Here is a 22158-nt window from a genome sequence, read left to right as displayed (position 1 = left end):
GTCCAGGTCCTGCCTGTCACACCCCATTAGGCGATCATTCCTGCCACGGGAACAATCTTCCTGCTTTCTTTGGTTAACAGCCCGATACAGACAGGAAAAAATGGCTTTATTCTGCCCCTTTCACCACCCCCCAACTACCCACTTGCCATGAAGGCCGATTTAGGCCATTGTCGCTTTGCAGAAGCCCGGATCTCCCATGCATCCCCGCCCCTGACAACGGGCAGGCAGGACAGCATCAGACAGGGCCCGCACATGCAGTACCTTTCGCGCCGTTTGGTGCAGATAGCCCGGGACGGTTGTTCCCGGTGTGCTCACACCCTGGCGGAGACACTGCATCCGAACCACAGGCAGCCTACCCGGATGGCCACACCATCCCCCGGCGGGCTGCGTCAATTCCCGATGGCAGGACCTGCCATCAGCGTGTTTACCAGAGGCTGCAATGCTGTTCTGTGTTATCCAATCTGGCGACCCCCTCAGGGTATCTGCCCGCAAGAGACCGGACCACCTGCCCTCTGCTGACCAAGACAATCGGCGCAGACAGGGCCATGCCCCGTGCGCCACGGAGTCCAGTCCTTCATGACAAAGCAGATGCTCATAGACGCCACACACGCCGAAGAAACCCGCGTTGTGGTCATGAACGGCAAGCGCATTGAAGATTATGATGTCGAGACATCAGCGCGCCGTCAGCTCAAAGGCAACATCTACCTCGCCAAGGTCATCCGTGTAGAGCCCAGCCTCCAGGCGGCCTTCGTGGATTACGGCGGCAACCGCCACGGCTTTCTGGCCTTCAGCGAGATCCACCCCGACTATTTCCAGATCCCCGTTGCGGACAGGGAAAAGCTCCTTGCCCTGCAGGAAGAAGAATACGCTGCCGAGCAGCGGGGCCGGGACAGCGATCCAGAGGCTGGTGATGACGAAGACAGCCTTCCCGAGGATGACGAGCCCGGCCCGGAGATCGTCAGCGGGGAACATGATACCGGTGAGGAACAGAGCGCCAGCCGCCGCATGGCCCGGTTCCTCCGCAATTACCGCATTCAGGAAGTCATCCGCCGTCGGCAGGTGATCCTTGTCCAGGTTGTCAAGGAAGAACGTGGCAACAAGGGCGCCGCCCTGACGACCTACCTCTCCCTTGCCGGACGATATGGCGTGCTGATGCCCAACGCCCTGCGTGGCGGTGGGGTCTCCCGCAAGATCACCTCCGAAACGGACCGTCGTCGCCTGCGGGACATTGTCGGCAAGCTGGACCTGCCCCGGACGATGGCCATGATCATCCGCACGGCCGGTGCAGGCCGCCCGGAAGCGGAAATCACCAAAGACTGCGACTACCTTCTCCAGCTATGGGACAACATCCGCAACCACGCCCTCTCCTCCATCGCCCCGGCGCTGATCTATGAGGAAGCAAGCCTGATCAAGCGGGCCATCCGGGACCTGTTCACCCGTGATATCGAGACCGTACTGGTGGATGGGGAAGAGGCATGGAAAAACACGAAGGAATTTGCCCGCCTGCTGATGCCCCACAATGCCAGCCGCATCCGCATGTGGCAGAACAGGGGGCAGAATCTCTTCGCCCATTATCAGGTGGAGAGCCACCTGGAGGCCATGTTCTCACCGACGGTAAAGCTGGAATCCGGCGGATATCTCGTCATCAACCAGACTGAAGCTCTGGTGGCCATTGACGTCAACTCCGGCAAGTCCACCTCCCAGCGCAATATCGAGGAAACCGCCCTCCGCACCAATCTGGAAGCGGCCGAGGAGGTCGCCCGCCAGCTGCGCCTGCGTGATCTGGCCGGGCTGATCGTGATCGACTTCATCGACATGGAAAGCCGCCGCCACAACAGCCAGGTGGAAAAGCGCCTCAAGGATGCCCTCCGGGTGGACCGTGCCCGCATCCAGCTGGGCCGCATCTCCCATTTCGGCCTGCTGGAAATGTCCCGGCAGCGTCTGCGCCCCTCCATTGCCGAGAGCATGCTCAGCCCCTGCCCGCACTGTCAGGGTACCGGCTTCATCCGGGGTGTGGAAAGCATGGCCCTCCAGGTCCTCCGCAGCGTGGAGGATGAAGCCAGCCGCCGTCGCTCTTCGGACATTATCGTCCATGTCAGCCCCAGCATCGTTCTTTACATGCTCAACAGCAAACGGGCTGCCATCAGCCAGCTTGAACAACGGCATGACATGACCATCCGTTTCGAAAATGACGACAGCCTGCCGGAAGGCGAGCTCCGCATCGAACGGCTGGCCGCACGCCAGAAACCCTCCCGTGAGGACAGCCCTGTCAACACGGTCCGTACGATCGACATCACGGAAGGGGCTGCCCCTGCAATGGAAGCCAGCCTGCCAGCCGAGGCCGAAGATACCCGGGACGAACAGGAAACGGGCAGTGAAAGCAGCTCCCGTCGTCGCCGCCGCCGCCGTGGTGGACGTCGCCGCAACGAGCAGGAGACCCGGGACGAAACGGCAGAGACCAGCCTGCAGGAGGCGAGCCCCGCAGCGCCAGAGGCTGACAGCACGGCAGATACCAATGATGACCAGGCTCTCATGCCCGGTCGTCGCCGGACAAGGACACGGCGTGTCACGACCGCCGCTCCGTCTGCTCCAAGCCACCGTGAGGAAGAGACCGAGCAGCCCAGCCGCCGCCGTGAACGCCCGGCATCCCGGCGCCGCCCGGCACGCCATCAGGATGAACCGGCCCCCGGTCAGGCATCTTCTGGCTATCAGGGACCAACACCGGCCAATCCCTTCCAGGGGGCTGGCATCGACATCTTCGACATGATGGAACAGCAGGAGGCCCGCCTGAGCGGACGTGCTGAAGCCCCTCCTGCCACAGAAGAAGAACCTGCCGTTTCTTCCCGCCCCCACAGGCAGCCCGTGGAAACGGGAAGCCCTGCAGAAGGGGATGATGAAAAACCGGCCCGTCGCACCCGTACCCGTCGCCGCCCGGCTACACGCAGCCGCATCGTGGTGGACGAAGACCAGGAAGAAGACGACAATCGTGTCGTGAAGATACCGGCCCGTCCAGTCGATCCTGCCGAGGCTGAAGAGGAAGCCGCTCGTCGTCAGGCGCGCCGCCCCCGTCCCCGCCGCCGCCCGGCACGGAACGAAACGGCAGAAGCGGACGCTGCCCCGGCTGCGGAAGAGGCGCCTGTTTCTGTCGCTGAAACCGGTGTGGACAATGAGACACCAACCGAGACAGAGGCAAAACCAGCCCGTCGGCGGCGCCCAGCTCGCCGCAAAAAGGCGGACACGGCAGAAGAGGCCCCTGTAGCAGCCGCCCCCAAGGCTGAGGACACAGCCCCGGTCGAGAATGTGGCAGCACCGCAGCCTGTCAATATCGATGAGGCAAAGCCCAAAAAGCGGCGTGTCGGCTGGTGGAAGCGCTAAAGGCGCCTCCTCCCCCTCCCATCGGAGCCCATGAAAAAGGGCGGCCAGATCACTCTCTGGCCGCCCTTTTCACATCCACACAAATATGATGTTAGCGACAGACGCTATTGTTGCCATCCTCCGCAATGAACGTCCCCGTCAATGGCTGGAAGCAGGCATTACGGGTACAGCTGTTGCCTGTAGCCAGACTGCGACCATAGATTTCGCTCCCCGTACTGGCCTGCTCACGCAGGGCCGTACCACAAAGCGGTGTATTGACGGGAGCAGATGGCAGGTTCGTCTTCATCTGTGGTGAGGACGAACTGTCCCCGCTCCCCCCACCAGACGGCGCCCCGGCAAAGCTCTGGATGGCCGGATGTTGCGCTGCCTCGACCTGCCGGGCTGTTGGCTGGCTGCTACAGCCTGCCAGGACACTCCCTGCCACAAGAAGCAGGCCACAGCCCAGTCTCTGCAAGCCACATCTGTGGCGGCCCCTCGCAATGTTACGCACCATATCCCTCCTCCACATCCTCATGGATGTCCTGTCCTTCCTCGGGACGCCATGATGGCTCCCGGGGCTCCGAAATCTCCTGTGCAGACTATCTGCGGCCTTCATCCGGGTCCAGCCGGGCCTGCCGGACACCATCCGCAAAGGAAAGCTGCACATGGCTCCCCACTGGCAGGGCAGCGGATGATGTCACGGCATGACCTGCCTCATCCTGCACCAGAACATAGCCCCGTTCCAGAATGGCGAGGGGTGAGACGGCCTTCAGATGCCGGGCCACCCCTTCCAGCCTCGTCCGCTGGAGGGCAAGCCGGGACTGCACCGTCTCCAGCCGCAACGGCGCCCGCAGCAGACGCATCTGGCAGCCATCCAGATACCGCTCCCAACCAGACTGCAACCGCCCGGCCTGTGCCTCCACGAGGCCACGCCGCTGCCCCATGACGGTCTCCACGGCGGGCAAATGATAGGCAGCCTGCCCCAGCCGGGCACGGGCACGCATCACAAATCCCGGCAGGGCCAGCTCCAGCCTCTGGGCACGATCATCCAGCCGCATCCGGGCTGTGTCCAGAAGCCCCGGAAGGTCCGGCATCCGGGCCGCCACGGCCTGGAGCCGCAGCCCCTGCCGCTGCAATATCCCCGCCAGACCACCAGAAAGCCGTGCCGCCCGATGGGCGAGGTCCGCCATCAGCTCGGACCGCAGGGGCACCGCCATTTCAGCGGCGGCAGTCGGTGTGGGGGCCCGACGGTCGGCAGCGTAATCAACGAGGGTCGTATCCGTCTCATGCCCCACGGCAGAAATCACCGGCAGGGGGCAGGCCGCCACGGCCCGTACCACGGCTTCATCATTGAAGGCCATCAGGTCCTCCAATGAGCCACCACCACGGGCCACGATCAGCACATCAGGCGGATTGGGAAGGTTCCCCATGGCCTGCACGGCATGGGTGATCTGACGGGCTGCCCCTTCCCCCTGCACTGCCACGGGCCAGAGCAGGACATCCCGCGGGAAACGGCGGGATATGGTCGTGCAGATGTCGTGCAGCACCGCCCCGGACCGGGACGTCACCACCCCCACGCAACGGGGCAGGAACGGAATGGGCTTCTTGCGCCCCTGATCGAACAGCCCCTCATCCCGCAGGCGGACACGCAGGGCTTCGATCCGGGCCAGAAGGGCACCTTCCCCTGCAAACTCCATGCTGTCGATGATGAGCTGATAGTTTGAGCGTTCGCCATAGGACGAAATCTTCCCGGTGGCGATGACCTCCGTTCCATTCTCCGGCACCATCCCCAGCCGGGAAACGTTCCCCCGCCAGATGACACCCGATATCTTCCCGCCCTCATCCTTGAGGGAGAGATAGACATGACCGGAAGCATATCTCTTCATCTCCGTGATCTCGCCACGGACACGTACCCGCCCGAAGGTGCCTTCCAGCACACGTTTGATCGCCGAGGAAATGGCTCCTACGGAATATTCCGGTATGTTGCTGCTCCCCGGCCCCGTACCGCCCTGCGGCCCGGCGGGAGAAAGAAGGCTCTCTCGTTCCATCATGCGGCCATTCTATGCTAAATGGCAGATGACGTGAAAGCGGCTATCTGCATCACACGAGATATAAAAGGAAACAGGATGCGCGTACTTCTGGTGGGTTCAGGTGGGCGGGAACATGCCCTTGCCACAGCCATTGCCCGGTCCCCTCTGCTGGACACACTCTTTGCCGCCCCCGGCAACCCCGGCATGGCAGCCTGCGCACGCTGTGTTCCCATTGCGGCTGATGACATTGCCGGTCTTGTCGAGTTCGCCCGGAAGGAAAAGATCGACCTCGTCGTACCGGGGCCAGAAGTCTCCCTCGTGGCAGGGCTGACCGATGCCTGCCAGAAAGCAGGCATCGCCTGCGCTGGCCCCTCCCAGGCTGCCGCCGCTCTGGAAGGCAGCAAGGCCTTCACCAAGGAAGTGGCCGATGCTGCCGGTATCCCCACCGCCCGCTGGCAGCGTTTCGACGCCAGCAGCAGCAAGGAGGCCGCCAAGGCCTACGTCCGTGAACAGGGTGCTCCCATCGTCATCAAGGCGGATGGTCTGGCCGCCGGCAAAGGCGTGGTCGTGGCACAGAGCATGGATGAGGCTCTGGAAGCCATCGACCGCCTCGGCCTGCCGCTAGTGATTGAGGAATGTCTTGTCGGACGGGAAGTGTCCCTCTTCGCCTTCTGTGCGGATGACAGGGCCAGCCTGATCGGGGCTGCACGGGACCACAAGCGGGTCGGTGATGGCGATACCGGGCCAAACACCGGCGGCATGGGAGCCATCTGCCCGCCACCGGATTTCGACCGGGCGGCGCAGGAAGCCGCACTGGACCTCACGGTCCGCCCGATGCTGGCCGAGATGGTCCGCCGGGGCACGCCGTTCCGTGGCGTCATCTTTGCTGGCCTGATGCTGACGGAAGAAGGGCCGAAGCTGATCGAATACAACGTGCGCTTTGGTGATCCGGAAGCACAGGCCCTGCTCATCCGTCTGGAAAGCGACCTTCTCCCTGCCCTCAAGGCTCTGGCGGAAGGCACGCTGTCCGAGGACAGCATCCGCTTCTCGGACAAGCCGTCCATTTCTCTGGTGCTGGCCGCCAAGGGATACCCGGATGCGCCCGTCAAGGGCGGTGTCATTTCCGGGCTGGACCGGACGGAACAGCTGCCCGGTGTATCCGTCTTCCATGCGGGGACGAAACAGGATGGTGACAGGCTGCTGGCCAATGGCGGGCGTGTCCTGACCATCTGCGCCACGGGTCCCACGGCAGCCAAGGCACGCTCCCGGGCCTATGAAGCTGCTGCGACCATCCAGTGGGATGACAAGATGCTCCGCAGCGACATCGGGCTGTAAGATTTTCCGCACCTGCAAAACAGGCCCGGCCCATGAAAATGAGCCGGGCCTGTTCCGTATGAACCTGTCCGCCGGGTTCTGTCAGCTTTCCGTTTCTGACAGCAGATTCGGCAGTTCCCACAAGCTGTCAAACTGATAGGTAGGTTTCATCTCCCTGCAAACCTCTGCCACACCGTGACCGTAACTGGCCCAGCAGACATCCATGCCAAGGGTCTGGGCAAACCCGATATCCGCTGTCGTATCACCCACCATGAGGCACTGCTCCGCCCCCCAGCCCGGCAGCATATGGGCCAGACGCTGCGTGAAAACCTCCTTCTCCGGCTTGCGGGGCAGCCCCTCTTCAGCACCGATGGACGCCTCAAAAAACGGCTCCAGCTGAAACCGGGCAAGGCTGTGCCGCAAGGTCGGACCGTGCTTGTTGCTTACGGCAATCATCCTGTAGCCCCGCCCCTGGAGAATCTGGAGCACCTCATGGGCTCCGTCATACAGATAGGTTTCTTCCTCATCCGCCTGGGCATAACGCTGGCGGTAGGCAGCCACATAACGCTGGGCCTCATCCATGGAGGCCCCTTCATCCACAATGCTCTGATAGAACCCCTGTAGCGCATCCCCCTTGCCCAGCCGCTCCTTCAGGTAGGAACGGGGCGGTGGCGTCCGGCCGATATCCGTGAAGGCCTCCTCCAGACTCCGCAGGATGGCAGGGCGGGTCTCGGCCAAAGTGCCGTCATAATCCAGCAGAAGAATGGGGTAACGTAGCATGTGGGCTCTTCCTTGCTCTCAATTCTGTCCTGAACGGGCCATGATCTGTTCCAGACCCGCCGTCAGACCAGCTGCATCATCCGTCACGGGCAGCGTGTCAGCGTAATGACCTTCCGGTGTCATGACCACAAAAGATGGAGCCGACTGATAGTAACTCTGCCCCGGCTCCAACGCATAGGGCGCATGGTAGAGGCGTGTCATGGCCTGTGTCATGTTCGGGGTCGCAAAGACCGGGAAGATGTGCGGGGCTACGCCCATCACATAGTCCTTCAGCGTGTCCGGATCTTCCGCCCGGGCATCCAGCGAGACGACCAGAGGCAGGACAGGCTGGCCTTTCTGCTTCATCGTCACGAGGGTCTGGTCCAGAGCCTTGAGCGGAGGCTGGCAGCGTTCCGGCGGGCAGCGTGGGTCCACAAACCAGACGACCGTCCATGAGCCCCGGAAATCACCTTCCGTCACCATGCCACCACCAAGGGAAAAGACCCGGAAGGAGCCGCCCACCACATTGCCCTGTGCGTGAACCCGTGCCCCTTCATCCGCCCCTGTGGAGAGCCAGTAACCACCATAGCCCAGCAGCCCTGCCAGCAGGATCAGCCCCAGAACGACCAGCCCGGCCCGACGGACGACTGTTTTCTTCGGGTCAGTTTCCGGGCCTGCCCCGGTCTTCGAACGGTCCGTCATGTCTGTTCCTGTCTCCTCATTCCTGTCCGGCTGCATCAGTGCGCCTCAGCCCAGTTCTGGCCAAGCCCCGTTTCCACGGAGAGGGCCACATCCAGCCTGGCCACAGATTCCATGACCTCCCTCACGAGGGCCGCCGTCTCCTCAGCCTCGGCTTCCGGGACTTCAAAAAGCAGCTCATCATGTACCTGAAGCAGCATCCGGGCCTTCAGCCCGGCCTCGGCCAGACGGTCCGGCAGGGTGACCATGGCCTTCTTGATGATGTCCGCCGCCCCACCCTGCAGGGGAGCATTGATGGCCTGACGCTCGGCATAGGACCGCTGCGCTGCCTGCTTTGCCGTGATTCCCGGCACATAGCAGCGGCGACCGAAGGGGGTCAGCACATAGCCCTTCTCCCGGGCCTCTTCCCTCATCTTTTCCATATAATCCCGGATACCGGGATAGCGGTCAAAATAGGCCTCGATATAGCGTTTGGCCTCACCCTGCGGCACCTGAAGCTGCCGGGCCAGCCCGAAGGCTGAAATGCCGTAAATGATGCCGAAATTGATGGCCTTGGCCCGTCGCCTTGTCAGCGGGTCCATCTCTTCCAGCGGGATGCCGAACACTTCGGACGCCGTGCGGGCATGGATGTCCTGCCCGTGACGGAAGGCATCCAACAGTGGCTCAATCTGCGCCACATGAGCCAGAAGACGCAGCTCGATCTGGCTGTAATCGGCAGACAGAAGCCTGTATCCCGGAGCCGCCACGAAAGCCTGACGGATGCGTGCCCCCTCCTCCGTGCGGATGGGAATGTTCTGGAGGTTCGGCTCGTTGGAGGAGAGACGCCCCGTGGTCGTGGTCGTCATCTGGAAGGTCGTATGCACACGCTGGGTCTTCGGGTCCATCAGCTTGAGCAGCGCATCCGCATAGGTGGATTTCAGCTTGGCCAGACGCCGCCAGTTCAGGATGGCCGTCGGCAGATCATGGCCCTGCTCGGCCAGCTCTTCCAGCACACGGGAATCCGTTCCCCACGAGCCCGTTTTGGTGCGCTTGCCACCGGGAAGGCCCATCTCATCAAACAGGATTTCCCCCAGCTGCTTGGGCGACCCGATGTTGAAGGGCCGCCCCGCACGGTCATGAATCCCCTGTTCCATCTCCGCCATGCGGGTGGCGAAATCCTCCGACAGGCGGCGCAGCTCATCGGCGTCCACCCGCACGCCAGCTTCCTCCATGCGCTCCAGAACGGTGATGAGCGGGCGTTCCATTTCCTCATACAGGGCCGCCGCCTTCTGGCGGGGCAGCGTCACACGCAGCACCTCCCAGAGGCGCAGCGTCACGTCGGCGTCTTCCGCTGCATAGGCAGTCGCTTTATCCAGCGGCACCTGCGTGAAAGGCACCCGGTTGCGCCCCTTGCCCGTCACGTCATCATAGGGAATGGGGGTATGATCCAGATGCAGGCGGGAGAGTTCATCCATGCCCTGCCCGTGCGCCCCGGCGGACTGGGCATAGGACAGCAGCATTGTATCATCCAGCGGGGCAATGACCTCCAGACCGGCCTGCCGCAGGATGGTGAGGTCATATTTTGCATTCTGGAAAATCTTCAGGACGGCCTCATCAGCCATCAGCGGGGCCAGCTGATCCAGCGTTGCCTTCACGTCCAGCTGGTCGCCCACGGGAGCTTCCAGCGTGCCTTCATGACGGAACGGCACATAACAGGCCCTGCCCGGAGCCACGGCCAGAGACAGGCCAACAATTTCGGCCGTGCGGGCGTTCAGGCCGGTTGTTTCCGTATCCACGGCCACACGTCCTGCGGCACGGGCGGCGTCGATCCACCGGGCCAGCGTGTCCCTGTCCGTGACGGTCTCATAGGGACCGAAAGGAGCCTCACTGCGGGGTATCTCCCCGGCATCCTGCCCCTCTGCCGCAGCTGAGGCCGGGCTGGCCTCGGGCCTGCGCTGTGCCGGGTGGCGGGCCTTGCCGCCAAAACCCATGCGCTGGAGAATGGAAGAGAACCCCATGCTCTCCAGCCAGCTCCGCAACGTTTCGGCGTCCGGCTCACGGGGCCGCAGCTCATCGACAGGTGTCGGCACGGCCACATCATCCGCCAACAGGACAAGCTGCCGGGAGATGCGGGCACCTTCGGCGTGATCGATCAGATTCTGCCGCCGCTTGGAAGGCTTCATCCCGGGGGCTGCGGCCAGAACGGCCTCCAACGATCCATATTCATTGATCAGCTGCGCCGCTCCCTTGGGGCCGATGCCCGGCACGCCCGGTACGTTGTCGGTGGAATCCCCCATGAGGGCCTGCACATCCACCACCTTGTCCGGCGTGACGCCAAACTTGGCTTCAACCTCGGCCAGACCGATGGGCTTCTGCTTCATCGGGTCTTTCAGGGAGACACCGGGGCGGACAAGCTGCATCAGGTCCTTGTCTGACGAGATGATGGTGCAGCTGCCGCCCTGCTCCACGACCAGGCGGGCATAGGTCGCCAGCAGGTCATCCGCCTCCCAGCCCGGCAGCTCGATGGCCGGAATCCCGAACTGGTCGGTTGCCTGACGGATGAGGTCGAACTGGGGGCGCAGGTCTTCCGGCGGTTCGGGGCGATGGGCTTTATAATCAGGGTAAATGTCGTTACGGAAGGTCTTGCGGCCTGCATCGAAGATCACAGCCATCGGCTGACCTTCATGCTCCTTGATGAGCCGGGAGAGCATGTTGGTGAAGCCATAGACGGCATTGACGGGCACACCCTCCGGGCTGCTCATGGGGGGAATGGCAAAGAAGGCACGGAAAATGAACCCCGAACCATCCACCAGAACCAGATGTGTGTTTTCTGACGTCACGCCGTCTTTCTCCCCTGCCCGTGCTGGCAGATCAGTCTTGCAGATGCTCTCTTCTCTAGCCGATTTCCGCCGTTTTAAAAACGGCTCCCTGTCCGTCATGTCCGCATTTCTGCTCATGGGCCTGCCCGGAGGATGCCAGACACCCCCAGCCCCCCGGAGCCTGCCCCACCGCCCGGCCGAGGCGGCTTACGTCCCAGCCAGTGCGACAATTGCCCTCTCCGATGGCCGCAGGGCACCGGTACGGCTCTACCCGGCAACTGTTCCCCAACGTGGTATCATTCTGGCCTTTCATGGCTTTGGAGACAGCCGGGACGCCTGGGAAGTCATGGCCCCGGCCCTCAACAGGGCGGGCTTTCTCATCGTCGCACCGGACGTGCGGGGCTTTGGCGAATTCCCCGCCAAAGGGGGATGGAGCACGACCGACAGGATGGTTGCCGATGCCGTGGAGGAAGCCCGCTGGTGCCAGCAGCGCTGGCCCGGCCAGCCCCTCCATCTGATGGGGGAAAGCATGGGGGGTGCCCTTGCCCTCCTGACCAGCACGTCCCTGACGGCTCCCCGCCCTGACGGGCTGATCCTTCTGGCCCCGGCCATCATGACGATTGGTGAGCCTTGGCAGACCCTTCTGGAAGGCTGGAACCTCATCACGCCACAGGCACGGCTGACGGGTGCGCATATGCCGGGGCATCATGTCGCCACAGCCAATCTCAGGGCCATGCGCCGCATGTTCTTCGACCCGCTGACCCGCCACGGCACGAACGTGCACGCCCTGCGAGGGCTGACGCATCTGATGGCCCATGCGCTGGAGCAGGCACCCTCCGTACAGATACCGACCCTGCTCATCTGGGGAGACAGGGACCAGTTCGTCCCCGCCTCTGCCACACGTCGGCTGATACGACAGGCCCCGCCATCCCTCTTCCGGCTGGATGAGCTGCCCCGTGGGTATCACCTCATCACCCGTGAGCCGCAGGACCGTCCGGCCAGAGACATCATCTCATGGATCGAGTGGCCGGACCGTTTTCTCCCCTCTGGCGGAGACAGTACCGCCACCGTGTGGCTCTGGCTGGAACAGACACGCTGACATGGATGAAAAAAGAGTGCCGCAAGGGCTAGGCAAGCACGCCACTTGCCGTTAAAAGTACCGCCAACGGGGACCCGTAGCTCAGCTGGATAGAGCGTTGCCCTCCGAAGGCAAAGGTCGCGCGTTCGAATCGCGCCGGGTCCACCATGGATTTTCCCCAGCTTTCTGATGTCTTTTTACCGTCGAAGGCAAATACAGTGCCACAAAGAATTGACTCAGGTTTGACTTGAGCTATGAGGTCTCCCGTGTCCTGATCGGACCACTATCCTGATAGTTCTTGGTACGCTATCCGTCCCCGTCCAACCTAATACAGCAAAAAGACAATTATTACTAAAAGTTGGACAAGAATTAGAATGACGGTATCAAAAAATTCAGAGACGAGCGTGCCATTCCCACGCTAGAGCAAGTAAGATTGTGCTCCACCATGAATTGTCGAATAAAATCTAAAAAAACACAGCTACATTCTTCTAAAATCAGGAACATCAATTTCCAAACAAACACCCTCTCTATTTTTCGATAATATATCCTCATTCTGTTTTATCGACAAAACAAGTATTTGCAACGCAGATCGTGCAATACGAAGTGCCTGAAGAACCTCATCCTGAAATTGTGAGAATTCGTATCTTTTTATTTCATCAAAAATTCTTTCTTCTTCAGGAAACTCAGGAAACAAATATTCATGCAATATCATAAAACGATGTGTTGAGGAATTTCGTATGTTTTTGTGTGCATTAAAAATGCCATTTCCAGAGTTATAATCTCCTGACAATTCAACCAGACCATAAAGGGCTCGAACACCAGAATTGATTATTTCTTTAAATTTATCTTTTAGAGAAGACTCTCCATTTGAACCTTTAGGAACACGCCACAGCTTGCTAAAATTTGTACCTTTCATATTCTCGCCAATTTCAAAATATCTGTTAATAAAAACGGATATTTTATCCAAAATATCTAACACAGAACGATGGGCCAAAATAAGGGCCGATACATCCGCTCCATATAAAGCACCATCAGATGTACTGGCAAACCCTTCTATATCCGCCCAGTGATCTCTATCTAAAGCCCTCCATGTCAGATCACGTGCCAGGATATAATCACTTTTCAGCATATTAAACATGGAAAATATGATTGGCTGACCTTCACCTACCGGGACTACGATTCCGGGCAAACACAGCCAATCCAAGGTTTCTGAAGTAGAATTCACGGCCTCCAAAACCGGCGCAAGGGCAAGGCGTTCATCTTTAACCCATTGCACATAAAGACTCTCAGACGAAGGTTGAGACAAAGGTTCATCCCACTGATTCACAAAATTCAGAATATTGTCAGCTTCTTTTTGACTGGTGTATTCGGTCAGTCTCTCCTTATTCAGCCTTACAATTCTACTCAGTCTTCTTATCTGTTCAAGAGTCGCATCAGACCCCATTCCCTGTTGATACAAATAAAAGAGATTCCGCGCCGCACAACAGGCCGCAACCCCATTCTTCAGGTCTGCCCTCAGAGCAAAAAACCATGCATCCTGCGCATCTCCATATCGGAAACTAGCGGAAAATTGATTTCCAAGATTTGTCAAAGCAACTGATCTGAGTTTATTGTGAAACTTGCCGCCGTCTGCTGCACTCCAGAAATATTGACGTATTTTGTTACGGTCATGCCGTGTTCTCTCCTGATGATCCAACCAACCTTCATCATGTGGCGGCGTACCAACCATGGCACATATGCCATTTGCTAAGTTATAGGCCGTTCCAGGATTGGGACGTTTTTCATAACACGTCTGGAATACTCTTAAGCCTTCTTCAATAACGTTCCTTTCCCCTATGAGACTTCCAGCATTAACCAAAATACAGGCCTTCACATATTCCAGATCAAAATAATCTATAGAATCCTTAACTGTTAATTTTAGTTTTTTCACTTCACGAATCGCTTCTCTAGGATTCGTGTTCAATAATTTCTGTAAGCGATATTCAATTTCATGAATTTTCACTGTCAGTCTCTCGGCCTCTTAACTGTATTACTTTTCTTTCATTCCGTACTTTTTATCAAAAAATATACAAACATGAAGAAGAAAGAAATGCCCTCCTCTACAATTCCACTTTCAAAAAGATACCCAACATCTTTCTCATCTCCAAGTATCACATGCATCACCTTATCAAACAACAGAATAACCCTTTAAAGTTTTTGATCTCCAAGAAAACTTAATCGTTAATGATAATAGAATTTAAGCCACCTCAACCTACTGACTATCCATGAAATAAGGGATGACAAAAATACGCCCACTATCCTCATTACAAATTTTAGAAAAAGCCTTCCCCACACAAAAGAGGAACTAGCCCCTCACCCCAGCAGCTCCTGCCCTATGTAATGACCATCAAGACGCCCTGGGCAGGCGAACAGGCCACTGCCTATGTGGGTCGTGTACTGGTTCATCATGTCGAATTTCGACATGCGCTCGAATATCCTGGTGAAGGCCGTGCGGGGGTCCTGCTGATAGGCGAGGAACATCAACCCGGCGTCAAACTCGTTGCCCTGCCGCCACGGGGGCCAGCGTTCGGCAATGTAGCTCAAACCGTTATCATAGGAATAAGACCGCCTCAGCAGCTCCGCACCACCATTCTCCTGCGGGGCGGCAAGGCGGGCGTGTGCATTTTCAGGCGTGACAGGATTCCCGTCCCTGTCAGTCTGACTGAGAGTCAGCGGCTCATTCTCATGATGCCCCCCAATGGGTGCGCCACTCTGCTTCTGACGCCCCATCGTCTCTTCCTGAAAGCCCGTCCTCGTACGGTCCCAATGCTCCAGGGCAATGCGGATGATGCGGGCCACAAGATAGGTTCCCCCCTGCATCCACGGTTCGTCCGTCGGGGCTGCCCAGAGGACCCGCTTCGCCACGGCAGGATTGGCGATATCAGGCTGTATGGTGCCATCCTTGAAACCCATCAGATTGCGGGGTGTCTGATGCCGGCCGAACTCCGGTGAAAAACCGGTCTGTGCCCAGCGTGGGGTTGCCCTGCCATCGGCCAGACGGGCCAGGATGCGGATGGCATGAAAGGCCGTCTGCGGATCCGTCGCACAGCTCTGGATGCAGACATCACCCCCCGTATGGGCCGGAACGAGCTGATCCCCCGTAAAGCGGGGCAGGTCGGCCAGCGGAGCCGGACGCCGGTCCGCAAGACCATACCGGTCTTTCCCCTCCTTCGTGAACAGCCCCGGCCCGAAGCCGAAGGTCAGGGTCAGGCTCGCCTGCTCCAGACCATCCACATCACCGGAATCAACAAGATGCGGGGCGGGCCGGTGCGCCATCAGGGCCTCGGCGGCCTCCGTCCATGCCCTCATCATGTCGGCCACATCGGCCTTCTTCTCCGCCGTGAGATCAAACGTGATGAAATACAGGAACGGCAGCTGCGGCAGCATGATGCCAGGCTGATGACGCAGGGAAGAGGCCATCGCAAGGCTGGTGGCGGGGCGCATCAGCTCCAGCCCTGCCAGCCCCAGCGCCCCCCCCAGAAGAGTGCGGCGGGAAAGAGAAAATGTCATGGTTCTACTTTCACGGAAGGGCAACATTGAGCGTGTTCATGTCATCTTCGACATAATAGAATCCCCTGTTGTCAGGGGTCATCGCCAGACCGAACAGGTCGCCATTGCCCGGGGGCTGCTGGGCCTGGTCATTGTCCACCCACTGGGCATAGAGCTGTTTCTTCGCCACGGGGTCTATCTCGACAACCTGCCCGTTGCGCCCGTTGGCCACCAGCAGGTGATGCCCCGGCACCCAGATCATCGCCAGTGGCCAGTTGAGCAGCTGCCCTCTGGTGATGATGCGCCCCACGGCATCATTCTGACGTGTCACGGGGGTCGTGCGGTTCACGGCATCATCAATGGCCGTGACCTCCTCATCATAGCCATCCGTGACATACAGCGTGCCGTCACTGTCCAGAGCCAGTCCGGTTGGTCCAAAAAGGAAATTGTCACGATCGGCACGACCGGCAAACCCGGTCGCTATGATTGACTGTCTGTCCAGCACGGGGGGCTTCCCCGGCGGAACATGCAGATTGAAACGCATGACCGTCGCATTATGCAGGATGGGTGGATAATGCGTTGCCGGGTCCAGAACATAGGGGCTTGGCAGACCCGCCGCCGCCATGGAGATGAAAAGCGTGGCCGTGTCTCCGTTATCAATGCTGGCAATATTCCCCCACGGCCCCGTAATGTCCGGTCCTTTCCACGCCGTGGCAAATTTTCCGTTGGCATCAAAAACCAGAAGGCAGCCATCCCCCTTCGTACCTGTCGTCCCATCCTTGCTTGGCGTGCTGCCAACAATGACCCAGCCCGCCTTGAGCACCGTCAGGGCTGTCGTGAAGCCGATCCCCCCCGGGCAGGCTGCCAGATTGGCAGGGGCACTGGCAAACAGGCGTATGTTTTTTGTCACGGGCGAATAGGCCACGATGGTCGTGCCGGTTCCCTGAAGATTGTTCACATTGTTGAAGTTGGTGATGAGCACTTCATCCTTCTTCAGGCTGCCCATGTCCTGCGGCACCAGATAGATCGCATAGGGATTGAGATCGCCATTGCCCGGACTTGTGGAAGCCAGCATGGCATGGCGGTGGATGGTCTCCAGAAATCCCTTCGGAGCAGCCTCCCCTCCCTGTGGAGCAAACACGGCAGCGAAAGCGAAGCAGGCCAGGCCGGGCAGAACTCTGCGTAGAAACTGTTTCATGAAGCACCTCCTACAGGGCAATGATCGCACGCAGACCAAGGACGGCAATGTCCTTCACGCGCCTGTCAGGGTGAAGAGTGTTCGGCACCCCACCTGACGGATTGAAAATGTACTGGAAGTCCGGCTGGAGCTGGAGCCAGCCTGTCATCTGGCACTGATACATCAGCTCCATGTAGGTTTCCCCGCTCTGGGACGGCATGTAGCTCCCGTTGTAGAACCGGGTCGCCCTGTCAAATTTGGCCAGCGCCTTGCTGAAATGCGTGTAGCCCATGGCAAGCCCCAGCGTGTCATCCTGCCGGTATGGCAGCGGGTCCTTGAACGTGAAGCCGAAATTCAGGCTGAAATCGTTGGGCGCACGGTCGGACTGCGGCGTCCCCATCGCCCGGCCAAAGACATTGAATGTCCGGTTGGGATCGTAATGGCTGTGCCACAGCATCTGGTCCACCACCGCATACAGGCTGAAAAGGCCACGGTGACGGCGGGCCACGCCACTGCTGGCCGGAGACGCAAGCGGCACGTGCATGTTGTCCCAGTACTGGTCCGCAAAAGGCTCGGAATCATACCAGGCCCCGATGCGATAGACCCGTGAGAGCGCATCGGCCTGATCTGGCGAGACCATGGCCCCCAGGGCGGGATAGACATACTGGAACTCCACCAGAGCCAGCACACCCCGGTTCAACACGAAACTCGTCCCGGATGGATTGCTCTTCTGAGCATCCACACTGACATTATGAGCAGGACTGCCACTGAACACGCCAGCCTGCACATATAATGGTGTGGCCATCCAGTATTTCGCCCTCACCCCCAGCGAGGAGAGCGGATAGGCCGGTCCGCCACCGGGCATGTCCGCTGAAGGCACCATGGGCCAGCCGAACATGGTGTTGGCAAACACGAGCGCATTGCTGCTCACCATCCATTCCTGGTCCAGGCTCTGCTGGCCAATCTTTATGTCCAGAGCCTGCTGGTCCAGAAATTTCTGGTCAAACCACATTTCCCACAGGCGGGTGGAACGGTCTGCCTCGATCCCGCTGATGGTCTGGGCCACCTGAAGATTGTCATCACTGAGACTGCGCCCATGTATCTGTTCCATGCTGACCTGAAAGGTACCACCGTACCAGCCAAAAGCCCGCTGCGTATTCAGTTGCAGCACCGCAACAGTCAGGCCGTCATAGGCGGCTCCCCGCCGTGTTCCCCCCGTGACATTGCCGAAAATCTCCGACGTCTCCTGAAGGGCAAAAACCAGCCCCGCCTTCCCCATGGCTGTCCGCAGGCCCCACATGCTGCCGAGCAGGTTGGAATCCCGTTTCCAGTTTGACAGAAACCCGAAGAGGCCGTCTGCACTCTCATCCCCTGCCGCTGCGGCATTGCCCAGATTGACCACGGGGGCACGGGCCTGAGCTGTAGTTTCCATGAAAAACGAGAGCAGGCCAATCACTGCAACCTGCACAGCACAATAACGGGACCGGGTGAACAGCCTTCTGAAAGTAAGGGTGGGCATGGCGGCTCCGATAACTGTTAATGATTCTTATTATTGATATCGGAAAAATTTTTCGATTCAATTAAAAATTGATTCTCATTCGCATTTGGAAAGCATCACCAGCACTCTGAACAGCCCATTCCCGTCAAAGAAGCAGAATTGCCATGATGTCTACTCCCCACCATGATTGAAACACGAAGACAGCCCGCAGGCCCATCCGATCATCTTTCAGAACGTCTCTGCCACAATATCAGGAGGACACATCATCATGCTTTCCACCTCATGGGTCTTCTGGGCTCTGCTTTCAGCAGTTTTTGCTGCACTGACAGCTCTGTGCGCCAAGATTGGCGTCAACAACATTGATTCCGACCTGGCCACCTTCATCCGCACGCTGGTCATACTCGGCGTACTGGGGATGATCTTGCTGATTACAGGCAAATTTCACGAGACCAGAGGCTTCAACATGCGGGGCTGCCTGTTCCTGCTATTATCCGGTCTGGCGACGGGGGCCTCATGGCTCTGCTATTTCCGTGCCCTAAAGCTGGGCGATGCTGCCCGTGTTGCCCCCCTTGACAAACTGAGCGTTGTTTTCGTGGCCATACTCAGTGTCACCGTCCTCGGGGAGCAACTCTCCCTCAAGGGCTGGCTGGGAGTCCTGTTCATCGGGCTGGGAGCCATTCTGGTCTCCCTGGGGTAGACCTTTCTCCCCGTTATCAGTCGCCACAAAAAAACGGACCCACCCAGAGGGCAGGTCCGTTTTCTTCAGAAAAGACTCTTCTGTCAGAAGAGGGAGGCAGGCCTTCCCTCTTCCTCCAGCTTACTCGCCTTCTTTACCGGTTTCTTCTTCAACCGCAGCCGGCTCTTCCGTCGTTACGGGAGCCAGACGGCTGGCAAAGTTGCAGGCCATCAGGTAGCAGACGACCGCCGTACCGAGAGAAGCAAAAGCCGTGTTGCGCTCACCCGGATTGATCAGCATGGCCACGAATACCAGAATGATGGCACCCAGGCACAGGAGGCTGAGATAGGGGAAAAGCGGCAGGGTGAAGTGCTTGCTCGTCCCAGAGCGCTTGCTCCGGCGGCGCAGCACGATGTACGTCGTGGAAATCAGCGCATATGTCAGCAGGATCAGACCACCACTACAGTTCAGCAGGAAGCCGAAAATCTCGCTCGGTGCAAAGATCGAGGAGAAGGCGACCAGAAGACCAGCCACGGAGCTGATGGTAATGGCCATGCGGGGCGCCTTGTCCGGCGACGTACGCACCAGAAACGCCGGGGCATCACCCTGGATGGCCAGCTCTGTCAGAATGCGGGACGTGATGTACATGCTGGAGTTCAGGCAGGACAGCACGGCGCTGAGGATGGCGATCTGCATGATCAGCGCAGCACCCGGCACACCCATGGTCTGAAGCACGGCCACGAACGGGGACTTGCCCGGATACAGGCTCCACCACGGCACGATCATCGTGATCAGGCAGATGGAGGAAACGTAGAACATCATGATGCGCAGGCCGAGTGTCCGCGTCACACGGGAGACATTCTGCCCCGGATCAGACGTCTCGGACGCCGCCACGGTGGAGATCTCGGAGCCCATCATGGTGAACAGCACGGTCGGCACCAGCGCCAGCAGCGGCACGATCCCGTTGGGGAAGAGCCCACGACGACCAAACAGGTTGTGATGGACCGGCACACCCGGACCAAAAACATGCAGGACATACAGCAGCGCCAGCAGGATGAAGGCCACGATGGTGAAAACCTTGATGCTGGAAAGCCAGAACTCGCACTCACCAAAAATCTTCGGGGCAAAGAAATTCACAAACTTCATGCTGAGGATGAGGATGATCGACAGCAGCCAGACAGGCAGGTCGATCCAGTCCCGCAGCATCATGGCACCAGCGATGGCTTCCGAGCCGATCACGACCACCCAGAAGAACCAGTAGAGCCAGCCGGAGGCAAAGCCGATCCGGTCACCATGCGCAAGGCGGATATACTCCACGAAGGAGCCACGCCCCGGGTCGCTGACAACAATCTCGCCAAGCATCCGCATGATCCCCATGATCAGGAATCCGACGACAACGAACACAAGCGCAATGCCTGGTCCCGCTTTGGCAATGGCGGCACTGCTACCAACAAAAAGCCCGGCGCCGATCACGCCGCCGAGGGCAATCATCGCAATATGACGACTCGAGAGCCCCTTATCTTCGGCCTGAGCCTGGTCAGTGGTGGGTTCCTTCATGAAAAGGTCCTTATGAATAGTTGGCTGTGCAAATCGCCCATCCAGTAGATGACGGGTTCTCCGCTAAGTCATTCCCATTTTGTAACATCTACTGTCAAAATGGAAGCCGGAACAGATTAAAACTCCGTTCCTTCTCAGAAGTGACGGTAAAAATAAAGCTCCAGCACACCTGATGTCCCATGTATGGGCGGCATAGGCATGCCTCCCGGAACACCGGCCTTTGCCAGTGCCTTTCCCGCTGGCCCCGCAAAAGCAACACCGCCAGCAATCGCTCCTGATGTGTTGCCATCAAACGTGTATTCTGCGGAGAAATCAAGCTCATCCGACATGTGGCTCCCCACATTGCGGGACAAACCCGACCCTGTGGGGTAGAGAAAAGACAAGTCGTAGAAATGCAGGCCGAGCTTCAGCTCGTCCGCCTTACGCAACAGATGGACAGGTGGGACACCTGTCAGATCCACCTGATGGATCTCCATATTGGACAGGGGAGACAGATACATGCCCGTGATTTCCCCCGGCCAGTAGCCACCATAGGTATACCGGCGCCCATCGTACAGAAAGTACGTATCATAATTGTGCTTTGTCCGGCTATGTGGGTTTTTCCCCCCGCTGAAACGGGTATAACGGTAAAAGACGTGCGGCTTCCATGGCAGGCTGGTGAACGTATAGCCTGGCTCAATATATGTCGAATAGGCACTGACCCCCTTGTAACCATTGCCCGCATGGCTGTTCTGCTCGGAAACGAATGTGCCATAGAGCGTGAAGTGCTTTGAGATGCCCAGCGCCCGGATGGGCACGAACGTACCACCCCAGCTCAGCTGACTGACATTCATCCCCTGCCTGTCCCCACGATTGGCGTAGTCGTAGGCTGAACCGATATTCGCCTTCCGCACATGAAAATAGGTCAGGGTCAGATAAGCCGCCCTGTCCTCGTAGACGGCCCCGCCATCCCCTCCTGGCCTGCTGCGAAACCATGTGATGTCAAACCCCTCAAACTTGGTCTCCGGCCTGTCATTATTGCGGGTCTGCTTGTTGTTGGTGTTGTTCTCCAGCATGAAGACATCCGCCCGCAGCGCCTTCCCCTGATATTTGATGACACCAGGGCCGGAAAAGGCAAACCGGGGCGCATACCACCAAGCGCCACGATCCCCGGAGCTGTAAGCACCCTTCCCCATCAGAAAGCCATCATCAATCTGGAACTTCTGCCGTCCTCCCTCAATGATCAGCTTCCGCTCCTTGTTGAAGGGCAGGTCTATGCCCAGATTGGCCTCCTCCAGCGTGACCGCACGAGGGGTCCGTGTCGTCTGGGAAATGCTCTCGGCATCGCCATCCCCCAATGTCGTGGAGCCAATGGCCGATGCCTGCCCGAATACGCTGAACCCCCAGGGCGTTTTCCACTGCCCTGCAAGAATGGGTTTGCCGTACAGCTCGGCATATGTCGTATCCTTGATGAGGGCATAGCCGCCCGTCCGCTTTTCACGGTACGACCCTGTCCCGAAGTTGGTATTGGGCAGAAAGAACGCATCACCCCCAATATCCAGAGAGGCCTTGAGAGAAATGTTTCTGGTCGCAACAAGTGTCTGGTCAGCATAAGCGTCAGAAATCACATAAACGTTGCCCAAAACGGCCAACGAAACGAAGAGTTTCCGCAGTTTTGATGACATATGAGGAACCTTTTGGAAATTTTCCT

The 22158-nt window shown here is 58.9% G+C and carries 15 protein-coding genes and 1 tRNA gene; 5 read left to right on the top strand and 11 right to left on the bottom strand.

Features of this window, described 5'->3' with window-relative positions:
• Nucleotides 1-576 precede the first annotated feature (576 nt).
• Nucleotides 577-3375: a ribonuclease E/G gene (locus DTJ15_RS02135; protein WP_249109308.1), complete on the top strand. Its 2799-nt coding sequence runs from the start codon at nt 577-579 to the stop codon at nt 3373-3375.
• A gap of 91 nt (nt 3376-3466) precedes the next feature.
• Here the strand turns inward: DTJ15_RS02135 and DTJ15_RS02130 are convergent, their stop codons facing one another.
• Entirely contained in the window at nt 3467-3868 is a 402-nt protein-coding gene (locus tag DTJ15_RS02130) for a hypothetical protein (protein WP_052349135.1), read from the bottom strand.
• Between the two features lie 85 nt (nt 3869-3953).
• Nucleotides 3954-5405 (bottom strand): exodeoxyribonuclease VII large subunit, encoded by a 1452-nt coding sequence (gene xseA, locus DTJ15_RS02125; protein ID WP_043560782.1) that lies wholly within the window; start codon nt 5403-5405, stop codon nt 3954-3956.
• 75 nt (nt 5406-5480) lie between these two features.
• On the opposite strand from xseA, the gene purD reads away from it, so the two are divergent.
• On the top strand, nt 5481-6719 hold the full coding sequence (gene purD, locus DTJ15_RS02120) for a phosphoribosylamine--glycine ligase (RefSeq protein ID WP_249109306.1): 1239 nt from the start codon (nt 5481-5483) through the stop codon (nt 6717-6719).
• 81 nt (nt 6720-6800) lie between these two features.
• Here the strand turns inward: purD and DTJ15_RS02115 are convergent, their stop codons facing one another.
• From DTJ15_RS02115 to polA, 3 genes are read right to left on the bottom strand one after another with little or no spacing between them, the layout of a single operon-like run.
• Nucleotides 6801-7478, bottom strand: coding sequence for an HAD family hydrolase (locus DTJ15_RS02115; RefSeq protein ID WP_103765371.1), 678 nt, complete (start codon nt 7476-7478; stop codon nt 6801-6803).
• Between the two features lie 18 nt (nt 7479-7496).
• Nucleotides 7497-8159: an SCO family protein gene (locus DTJ15_RS02110; RefSeq protein WP_043561521.1), complete on the bottom strand. Its 663-nt coding sequence runs from the start codon at nt 8157-8159 to the stop codon at nt 7497-7499.
• A 35-nt stretch (nt 8160-8194) separates the two neighbouring features.
• Complete coding sequence (gene polA / locus DTJ15_RS02105; RefSeq protein WP_249109608.1) at nt 8195-10975, bottom strand: DNA polymerase I; 2781 nt, start codon at nt 10973-10975, stop codon at nt 8195-8197.
• Between the two features lie 97 nt (nt 10976-11072).
• Between polA and DTJ15_RS02100 the strand changes: the two genes are divergently transcribed.
• Nucleotides 11073-12053, top strand: a complete 981-nt coding sequence (locus tag DTJ15_RS02100; RefSeq protein WP_249109305.1) for an alpha/beta fold hydrolase — start codon at nt 11073-11075, stop codon at nt 12051-12053.
• Between the two features lie 70 nt (nt 12054-12123).
• Nucleotides 12124-12200: transfer RNA gene (locus DTJ15_RS02095), tRNA-Arg, on the top strand.
• Nucleotides 12201-12510: 310 nt separating this feature from the next.
• Here DTJ15_RS02095 and DTJ15_RS09125 read toward each other — a convergent pair.
• The 4 genes from DTJ15_RS09125 to DTJ15_RS02075 all read right to left on the bottom strand — a co-directional run bounded on the left by DTJ15_RS09125 (nt 12511) and on the right by DTJ15_RS02075 (nt 18256).
• A complete protein-coding gene (locus tag DTJ15_RS09125) occupies nt 12511-14034 on the bottom strand; it encodes an LA2681 family HEPN domain-containing protein (RefSeq protein WP_249109303.1) in 1524 nt (507 codons plus the stop codon).
• Nucleotides 14035-14384: 350 nt separating this feature from the next.
• Nucleotides 14385-15581: a Dyp-type peroxidase gene (locus DTJ15_RS02085; protein ID WP_249109302.1), complete on the bottom strand. Its 1197-nt coding sequence runs from the start codon at nt 15579-15581 to the stop codon at nt 14385-14387.
• A gap of 10 nt (nt 15582-15591) precedes the next feature.
• Nucleotides 15592-16758 (bottom strand): hypothetical protein, encoded by a 1167-nt coding sequence (locus DTJ15_RS02080; protein ID WP_143539893.1) that lies wholly within the window; start codon nt 16756-16758, stop codon nt 15592-15594.
• Nucleotides 16759-16768: 10 nt separating this feature from the next.
• Nucleotides 16769-18256 (bottom strand): carbohydrate porin, encoded by a 1488-nt coding sequence (locus DTJ15_RS02075; protein WP_249089392.1) that lies wholly within the window; start codon nt 18254-18256, stop codon nt 16769-16771.
• Nucleotides 18257-18503: 247 nt separating this feature from the next.
• On the opposite strand from DTJ15_RS02075, the gene DTJ15_RS02070 reads away from it, so the two are divergent.
• Complete coding sequence (locus DTJ15_RS02070; protein ID WP_043561539.1) at nt 18504-18932, top strand: EamA family transporter; 429 nt, start codon at nt 18504-18506, stop codon at nt 18930-18932.
• Between the two features lie 120 nt (nt 18933-19052).
• Here DTJ15_RS02070 and DTJ15_RS02065 read toward each other — a convergent pair whose 3' ends face one another.
• Nucleotides 19053-20468, bottom strand: coding sequence for an amino acid permease (locus DTJ15_RS02065; RefSeq protein ID WP_052349139.1), 1416 nt, complete (start codon nt 20466-20468; stop codon nt 19053-19055).
• A 134-nt stretch (nt 20469-20602) separates the two neighbouring features.
• Nucleotides 20603-22132 carry an alginate export family protein gene (locus tag DTJ15_RS02060; RefSeq protein WP_249109301.1) on the bottom strand — a complete coding sequence of 510 codons (1530 nt, stop codon included), beginning with the start codon at nt 22130-22132 and terminating at the stop codon, nt 20603-20605.
• Nucleotides 22133-22158 lie beyond the last annotated feature (26 nt).

The sequence above is a fragment of the Parasaccharibacter sp. TMW 2.1891 genome, from assembly GCF_023337675.1.
Taxonomy (GTDB): domain Bacteria; phylum Pseudomonadota; class Alphaproteobacteria; order Acetobacterales; family Acetobacteraceae; genus Bombella; species Bombella apis.
This window is presented reverse-complemented; position numbering and strand designations above follow the sequence as displayed.